This window comes from Kocuria rhizophila, assembly GCF_003667225.1.
GTDB lineage: Bacteria > Actinomycetota > Actinomycetes > Actinomycetales > Micrococcaceae > Kocuria > Kocuria rhizophila.
The window spans coordinates 1-3,903 of the sequence record NZ_RCOM01000129.1 but is presented as its reverse complement, the minus strand read 5'-3'; the positions used below and the strand labels follow the sequence as shown (position 1 = coordinate 3,903).

Below are 3,903 nucleotides of genomic sequence, written 5' to 3'. Positions count from 1 at the left end.
GGCCGGGGCCTGACCGGGCCCGGCGGACACGGCAACGGCGGCCCGGTGCTCCGGGCCGCCGTCGGACGGGTGTTGCAGGGGGATCCGGGGAGCCCGGATCCGGGGCTCAGATCTTGAGGACCCGCACGTGCCCGGTCTTGGTGTTGTAGCCGATCATGTAGCCCTTGGAGAAGGTCTGGCGGATCTCGTCCCCGCGGCGGTACTCGTCAGTGGTGGGGGAGCCCATGCCGCGCTCCATGCCGCCCTGGGCCCAGCGCTTGCCGATCGCGCCCTGTTCCTTGATGGCGTGCGAGCCGTTGCGGGGCGTCCACATGACCTTGGTGGTCCGGCCGTTCGGAGCGCGGAACACCTGGTAGGCGCCACCGGGGATGGAGCGCTCCTCGGTCGAGGGGAAGCCGTAGCCGTACTCGCTGCCGGCACCCAGGAACTTGGCGCCGATGCTGGACTTGTTTCGCAGCATGTGGGCCCCGCTGCCGGGGTGCCAGTAGGCGGTGCTGATCACGCCGTTGCGGGAGAACTGCTGGTACTTCCCGCCGTACCCCGCGTTGCGCTCGTTGGAGACGGGCTGGCCCCACGTGGCGGCACCGCCGGTCTTCTTGTACACCGCGCCGATGCCGCCGCTCACCGTGTAGCCGGACGGACGCCCGCCCAGGGGCTGGTAGTTCGCGGACGAGGCCAGGGACTGGAACTGCTGCCACGAGCCGCCGTACACGTTGGAGTCACCGGAGAACGGGCCGCTGTCCGAGAACTGCCACAGGTCGTAGCGGGACCAGCCGTTGGGCATGTAGCCGGGACTGGTGACCCCGTAGGACGCGAGGTGCAGCGGGTGGTTGTTGAACTGCGCGGTGTTGCCGGTGCAGGTGCTCCACCAGTCGGCGGTGGTGTAGATGGCGGGCAGTCGTCCCGTGCGCTGCTTGTAGCGGTCGGAGAAGGACTGGATCCACGAGTTCATCTGGGCGGGGGACATGTCGTAGCACGTGTTGCCCAGCGAGGCGTACGGGTTGTACTCGATGTCCAGCAGCCCCGGCAGGGTCCGGCCGTCCGCGGACCAGCCGCCGCCGTTGCTGATGAAGAAGTCGGCCTGCGCGGCGCCCGAGGTCTGGCTGGGCAGCGCGAAGTGGTAGGCGCCGCGGTTCATGCCCACGGCGTAGGAACCGGTGTACTGGTCGTTGAACGCCTCGGAACGGTAGCCGATGCCCTCGGTGGCCTTGACGTAGGCGAAGCGCGCGCCGTTGGCGTACTCCGCGCTCCAGTTGACCGCGGGCTGCCAGCCGGAGACGTCCATCCCGGCGATCCCGGCCGGACGCCAGGAGTTCTGCTGGATCACGAGCGACATGGAACCCGCGGGGCCCACGCCGGTGTCCGCTGCCTGCGGTGCCTTGGTCCCGGTGGCGCCGCTGCTCGGGGTGCTCGCGCCGGACGGGGAGGTCGACGCCGCAGGGCCGCGTCCCAGCACGGCCTTCTCGACCTTCTCGAGCTCCTTCTCCGAGGCGGGGGACAGCTTGGTGGTGTCCTCCATGGTCTTCATCTTCTGGCCCATGGTGGCCCCGGGGTTCTTGTCCCCGGTCTTCGGCGGGGCGGCGGGCAGCTGGGGATCCTGCACCACCGTCTCCAGCTCCTCCGTCTCGACCGAGACCACGTCGCCCTTGTCCGGGTTGAGGTTCTGGTGCGGGTCCTCGGCCGCGGAGGCCGGGAGGAAGCTGGTGACGATCAGCGCGGCGGCGGTCACGGCGGCGGGCAGCACTGATGTGCGGGGGGAGGTCATAGGCCTGGCCTTACTGCATGAGGGGGAGCCGCTCGGCAGGGGGGAAGGCGAGCAACCTGGGGGAACGCACTAGAAAGTGTAGAGGTTCACACAGGAATTCGAGGGATCTCACGCCCGGGTTCGGGCGACGCGGAGATGACGGGTGCGTGACCATCCCGTGGCCCCGAGGTGACGGCTGGCCCCCGACGGCGCCCGCTCGAGCGGAGTGGTCGAGGTGCCCCGTACCCGGTTGCTCCTGACCGCCGGCGCCCTCCCGAGCGGAGTGGTCGAGGTGTCCGTACCCGGCCGCTGCGCTCCTGGCCGCCCCGTTCCCCAGCCCGTCCGGGAGTGCTGCTCAGTAGGCGCCGTCGGAGGCGAAGACGGCGCGCACGGTGCGCAGCATGATGACCATGTCCTGCACGGGGGACCAGTTCTCCACGTAGTAGAGGTCCAGGCGGACGGTCTGGTTCCAGTCCAGGTTGGAACGCCCGGACACCTGCCACAGGCCGGTGATGCCGGGGCGGACCCGGAGTCTGCGATAGACGTGCTGCTCGTACTTGTCCACCTCGCTGGCGAGCGGGGGCCGGGGGCCCACCAGGGACATGGAGCCGTTGAGCACGTTGATGAACTGGGGCAGCTCGTCCAGGCTGTACCGGCGCATCCACTTGCCCGGCTTGGTCACCCGGGGATCGTCCTTCATCTTGAAGAGCACACCGCCGTCGGACTCGTTGGCCGCGAGCAGGGCGGCCTTGCGCTCCTCGGCATCGGTGTACATGGAACGGAACTTGAGCATCTTGAACCGGGTGCCGTCGATCCCCACCCGCTCCTGCGCGAAGAACGCCGGACCGCCGTCGTGCGCCTTGACCAGGATGCCCAGCACGAGCATCACGGGGAAGAGCAGGATCAGCGCGGTGAGCGAGCCCGCGATGTCGATGCACCGCTTCACGATCTTCTTGGCCCGTGTGAACCGCGGCGTGGCCACGTGGATCAGGGGAAGCCCGGCCAGCTGCTGAGTGTGGATGCGGGGACCGGCCACGTCCGTGAGACCGGTGTTCATGACCAGGCGGATGCGCTCGTCCGCGAGGGCCCAGCCGAGGTGGCGGATCTCCGTGGTGCTGAGCGGCACCGCGGCCGCCATCACCAGGGTCTCCACGTCGTGCTCGCGGCAGGCCCTCATGATCCCCTGCACGCTCGGACGTTCCTCGGACGCCAGTGCGTTCTCGGGCAGGCGGACGGACGCCAGGGAATCGGGCAGCTTGTGGTGCGACGTGGGCATGTAGACCACCACGGGGTCGAAGCCCGCGTCCGGGCGGCTCTGCAGCTCGCCCACGAGCTCCACGGCGCCCGGAAAGCGGCCCACCACCATGGTGCGGGACATGTTGAGCCCCCGGGAGCGCCGGCGCATGAGCTGGCGGCGGGTCCACATGCGCCCCCCGAGCAGGGTGAGCGTGCCCACGGGCAGGGCGATCAGGATGTACCCGCGCGCGGTGGGCACGTTGAAGGCGTAGGACGCGATGGCGATCGCGGCGAAGAGTGTGAGCGACGCCGTGACCACCTGCTTGGCCTCTTCGGCCCCGTTGCCGATCAGACGCACCCCGCGGGTGCCCCTCAACTCGAGCCACACCCACCAGCCGAGCCCGAGCAGGACGCCCACCAGCCAGTAGGGGATGGGCAGCTCGTCCAGCTGCAGAAGCCCCTGGAGCCGCCCGAACCGCAGTGCCTGGGCCGCGGCCAGGGCGATGACGAGTGCGACGGCGTCGTAGACCCTCAGCTCGCGCTGGTAGCTCTCACGCCAGGACAGATGTTTGTGCTTGTGGCTTGCCTTCTGGAACACGGTCGACGAACCTTCCCCCCAAAACCGTTCGACGGCGAGACGCCCCACGCGCTCGCTCGGTGCTGGTCCGATGTGAGGCGGCCCCAGCACACGGTGTTCATCTCCCCCGAGATTTACGCCCGCTAACACCTGAATATACCCCCTCACCTGGTCAAATACCCCGCAATGACATGATTCGGGGCTGATGTGGGGACACGGACCGCGAAGGATCGCGGCGGGCCGTGGACCGGATGGGGGTCAGTTGTCACCCGCCCTGGTGGCGTCGGCGAACGCGTTGTCCCCACCACGGGTGCACACCCCGACCGCTTTCCGGGCGGGGCCCGGA

General features: G+C 69.3%; 2 protein-coding genes. Both read right to left on the bottom strand.

Annotation, left to right across the window (positions count from 1 at the left end):
• Positions 1-106: 106 nt before the first annotated feature.
• On the bottom strand, positions 107-1,765 hold the full coding sequence (locus D9R02_RS11375) for a GH25 family lysozyme (protein WP_121566941.1): 1,659 nt from the start codon (positions 1,763-1,765) through the stop codon (positions 107-109).
• Positions 1,766-2,099: 334 nt separating this feature from the next.
• Entirely contained in the window at positions 2,100-3,578 is a 1,479-nt protein-coding gene (locus D9R02_RS11370) for a sugar transferase (protein ID WP_121566940.1), read from the bottom strand.
• Positions 3,579-3,903 lie beyond the last annotated feature (325 nt).

What these genes read in the sequence shown, in the direction of transcription:
- D9R02_RS11375 (WP_121566941.1), bottom strand. Translation starts at nt 1,765, where the DNA reads ATGACCTCCCCCCGCACATCAGTGCTGCCCGCCGCCGTGACCGCCGCC.